Below are 4,310 nucleotides of genomic sequence, written 5' to 3'. Positions count from 1 at the left end.
CGGGGAGCACTGGAGCGCGAAGTCCAGCGCGATCTCCATCCCCAGCTCACGGGCGCGGGCGACGAACGCGTCGAAGTCCTCCAGCGTGCCCAGCCGGGGGTCGATCGCGTCGTGACCGCCCTCCGGGGACCCGATCGCCCACGGCACACCGACGTCCTCGGGTCCCGCGGACAGCGTGTTGTTCGGCCCCTTGCGGAACGTCGTCCCGATCGGATGGATCGGCGGCAGGTACACCACGTCGAAACCCATCGCGGCGATGCCGTCCAGTCGCCGAGCTGCCGTACGGAAGGTGCCGTGCGGGGTCTCTGAGGTGCCTTCGGAGCGCGGGAAGAACTCGTACCAGGCGCCGTACAGGGCCCGCTTCCGCTCCACCTGCACCACACGAGGGCCGGAGACCGTCACCAACTCCCGCAGCGGATGCCGGGCCAGGGTCCGGTCCACCTCCGGTGTCAACGCGGCGACGAACCGCGTCCCCACCGGCAGCGAGTCGTCGCGCAACGTCTCCGCGGCGGCCAGCACCGTGGCACGTGCCGGTCCCTCGGGTACGCCGGCTGCGGCTCGCTCGTGCAGCTCCGCGCCCTCTTCCAGCATCAGGCCGATGTCGATGCCGGCCGGGATCTTGATGCGGGCGGCCCGGCGCCAGGTGGCGACGGGGTCGCCCCAGGCCTCCACGACGTACGACCAACGGCCCGTCGCGTCCGGGGTGACCTCGGCGCCCCAGCGGTCGCTGCCGGGGGCGAGCTCCCGCATCGGGGTCCATGGACCGGGACGGCCGTCCGGGTCCCGGAGAACGACGTTGGCGCCGATCGTGTCGTGGCCTTCGCGGAACACGGTGGCGGTGACCTGGAACGTCTCGCCCACCACCGCCTTCGCCGGGCGTGTGCCGCCCTCCACGGCCGGGCGTACGTCACGTACCGGAATGCGGCCGATGACTGCCGGGGTCGTGTTCATGGGTCTCACCTCCGCCGTGCTCGTGGCCGGGCTGTTGCCCGGCCGGGGATCCAAGCTGCGCCGGAAGGGGGACTACCTTCCCGCCGGGGACCGCCGGTCGACGGCGACGGGCGGCGCGCGGTGTGCGACGGCCGTCGTCAGAGGGCGTCCGTTCTGCTCCTGGAGGTACGTGCCCACGGAGCTGCGCAGATAGCGCTCGGCGGCGTCCGCGGCCTCGCGCGCGCAGCGTTTTCCCATCAGCACGCACAAGGTGTAGCCCGAGTCCTCGAAGGTGGCCCGCGCGGTCCGGTCGCCCGGCGACGCGAGCATCACGCGTTCCCACACCCGGTAGCGCCGCAGGTGGCGGGCTACTTCTGATTTGGCGGGTAGCAGCATGGCGCTGTTCACCTTCCGCCTCGGCGGACCGCGCTTCCCGACCATCGGGTGGCGGCCGTGCACGGAGCGGCATGGCTCCGGCACGGCAGTCGAGGCTTTCACTCATGGTGCACATATGATGACCAAGCGTCTTGTTGGTTCTTCAACTACCTCACGCGTCGCTCGGGTTGCACGAATGGCCTAGCGCTCGCACTGTGGAGGTGACTCGGAAGCGATCAGTGCTCACGCTTCGTGTTCGGGGCCCCGGCCCCGCAGGGCGAGGGGAAGCGCGAGCTTCGCCGGTAGGGAGCAACGACGATGAAGACCGCAGTGCCCTGCTACTACCACCTCGACGTGGAAGTCAGCCCGGAACGGGTCGGGCAGGTCAGGCGCATCCTGGCCGCCCATCTCCGGCTCTGGGACCTGGAGATCCTCGTGGATCCCGTCTGCCGCGGCGCTGAGCTGCTGCTGCGGGCCATCGACGAGCACGCGACGGACAAGCAGACGTCCATCGAGCTGTGGTGGAACGGTCAGCACCTGATCACCGCCATCGGCGGCGACGACCGCGATCTGCGCCCGGACCTCGACCTGCGTGCCTGCCTCGCCCGGATCGCCGCGATGAGCGACGGCTGGGGATGCTGCGCCACCGACACCGGAAGCAAGGTCATCTGGTTCTCGCAGCGCGCCCGCAGCGGTGAACGCGTCCCGCGTGTCCCCACGACTCCCGCGCCCCGCATCCGGGAGATGCTCCAGCTTCCCCGCGAGGTACCGGTCGACCTGCCGGCCCGCGCGACGCACGGTGTCCTGGAGGAGGCCCGGTGACCGCGCGACCGTCCCGGAAAGGGGTGCCCGTCTGGAGCGGGCACCCCAGTCCATTGGGTGCCTCCTACGACGGGCAGGGCACCAACTTCGCCCTGTTCAGCGAGGTCGCCGAGCGCGTCGACCTCGTCCTCGTCGAGGACGACGGCAGCCACCGGAACATTCGGCTGACCGAGGCCGACGGCTTCGTATGGCACTGCTATCTGCCGGGAATCGGGCCGGGGCAGCGTTACGGCTACCGGGTGCACGGCCCGTGGCATCCGAGTGCCGGACACCGTTGCAACCCGGCGAAGCTTCTCCTCGACCCGTACGCCGGGGCGGTGGACGGACAGATCGACAACCACCCCTCGCTGTACGAGCGTTCGGCCGGTCCCACCCCCGGCGACAGCGCCGGGCACGGCATGCTCGGCGTGGTCACCGACCCGGCCTTCGACTGGGGCGAGGACCGACCGCCCCGGCGCCCGTACGCCGACACGGTGATCTACGAGGCCCATGTGAAGGGCCTGACCCGCACCCACCCGGACGTGCCCGAGGAACTCCGCGGTACGTACGCGGGACTCGCGCACCCCGCGGTGATCGACCACCTGGTCTCGCTCGGGGTCACCGCCGTCGAACTGATGCCGGTGCACCAGTTCGTGCAGGACGGGGTGCTCCAGGACCGGGGGCTGTCCAACTACTGGGGCTACAACACGATCGGGTACTTCGCGCCCCACAACGCCTACGCCGCGCACCGCGAACGCGGGCAGCAGGTCACCGAGTTCAAGTCCATGGTGAAGGCGCTGCACGCCGCCGGCCTCGAAGTCATCCTCGACGTCGTCTACAACCACACCGCCGAGGGCAACGAGAAGGGCCCCACGCTGTCCTTCCGGGGCATTGACAACTCCTCCTACTACCGTCTGGTGGACGGTGACTGGGGCCACTACTACGACACGACGGGGACCGGGAACAGCCTGCTGATGCGGCACCCCTATGTCCTCCAGCTCATCATGGACTCGCTGCGCCACTGGGTCACCGAGATGCATGTCGACGGCTTCCGCTTCGACCTCGCGGCCACCCTGGCCCGGCAGTTCCACGAGGTCGACCGGCTCTCCGCGTTCTTCGACCTGATCCAGCAGGACCCGGTGATCAGCCGCGTCAAGCTCATCGCCGAGCCCTGGGACGTGGGCGAGGGTGGCTACCAGGTGGGCAACTTCCCGCCGCTGTGGTCGGAGTGGAACGGCAGATACCGGGACGCCGTACGGGACTTCTGGCGCGGCGGCGAGCACACGCTCGGCGAGTTCGCGTCCCGGCTCACCGGTTCCTCCGACCTGTACCAGCACAGCCGTCGCCGCCCCCGCGCGAGCGTCAACTTCGTCACCGCGCACGACGGTTTCACGCTGTGCGACCTGGTCTCGTACAACGACAAGCACAACGAGGCCAACGGGGAGGGCAATCGGGACGGCGAGAGCGACAACCGGTCCTGGAACTGCGGCGCGGAGGGCAGGACCGAGGACCCCGCCGTGCTGGAGCTGCGCGCCCGCCAGCAGCGCAACTTCCTTGCCACACTGCTCCTTTCGCAGGGCATCCCGATGCTGAGCCACGGCGACGAACTGGGTCGCACCCAGGGCGGCAACAACAACGCCTACTGCCAGGACAACGAAGTCTCCTGGATCGACTGGGAGTTGAGCGAGGAGCAGCGTCAACTCGCAGCGTTCACCCGTTACGTGATCGGGCTGCGTGCCGCGCATCCCGTGCTGCGCCGGCGCCGTTTCTTCCGCGGCGAGACCGCCACGCACGCCGGACAGCCGCTGCCCGACCTGGTCTGGCTGCTGCCCGACGCCCAGGAGATGACCGACCGCGACTGGCAGCGCTCCGACGCGCACAGCGTGGGGGTCTTCCTCAACGGCGACGCCATCGCCGAGCGCGACCCGCACGGCGGACCCGTCGTGGACGACTCCTTCCTGCTCCTCCTCAACAGCTACTGGGAGCCCGTCGACTTCCGCCTCCCCGACGCCACCTACGGCGAACGCTGGACAACCCTGATCGACACCGCCGACCCGGAGGGCACCCCCGACGAGACCGAACACAAGGCGAACACGGACCTACTGGTCGAGCCCCGCAGCCTCGTCCTCCTGTCACGCCCCGCCCGACGCTGAGAGCCAGGCCGGCTCCGCGGCATCCGGTGCGGCGAAGCCAGCACCGGGCTG

The 4,310-nt window shown here is 70.0% G+C and carries 4 protein-coding genes; 2 read left to right on the top strand and 2 right to left on the bottom strand.

What is annotated here, in order from left to right:
• On the bottom strand, window positions 1-951 hold a 951-nt coding region (locus ABZT04_RS22110), incomplete at its 3' end, for a maltotransferase domain-containing protein (RefSeq protein ID WP_356058556.1).
• 72 nt (window positions 952-1,023) lie between these two features.
• The gene (locus tag ABZT04_RS22105) at window positions 1,024-1,326 is read right to left on the bottom strand and encodes a DUF5133 domain-containing protein (RefSeq protein WP_356058554.1); all 303 of its coding nucleotides are present in this window, start codon (window positions 1,324-1,326) and stop codon (window positions 1,024-1,026) included.
• A gap of 297 nt (window positions 1,327-1,623) precedes the next feature.
• Between ABZT04_RS22105 and ABZT04_RS22100 the strand changes: the two genes are divergently transcribed.
• Both ABZT04_RS22100 and glgX read left to right on the top strand, forming a co-directional pair.
• Window positions 1,624-2,127: a pep a2 gene (locus ABZT04_RS22100; protein WP_356058552.1), complete on the top strand. Its 504-nt coding sequence runs from the start codon at window positions 1,624-1,626 to the stop codon at window positions 2,125-2,127.
• Window positions 2,124-4,259 (top strand): glycogen debranching protein GlgX, encoded by a 2,136-nt coding sequence (glgX, locus tag ABZT04_RS22095; RefSeq protein WP_356058551.1) that lies wholly within the window; start codon window positions 2,124-2,126, stop codon window positions 4,257-4,259. Before ABZT04_RS22100 ends, glgX begins: the two co-directional genes overlap by 4 nt.
• Window positions 4,260-4,310: the final 51 nt, after the last annotated feature.

This window comes from Streptomyces sp. NPDC005492, from assembly GCF_040605995.1.
GTDB lineage: Bacteria > Actinomycetota > Actinomycetes > Streptomycetales > Streptomycetaceae > Streptomyces.
The sequence above is the reverse complement of the archived record's forward strand: the minus strand, read 5'-3'. Positions and strand labels throughout refer to the sequence as shown.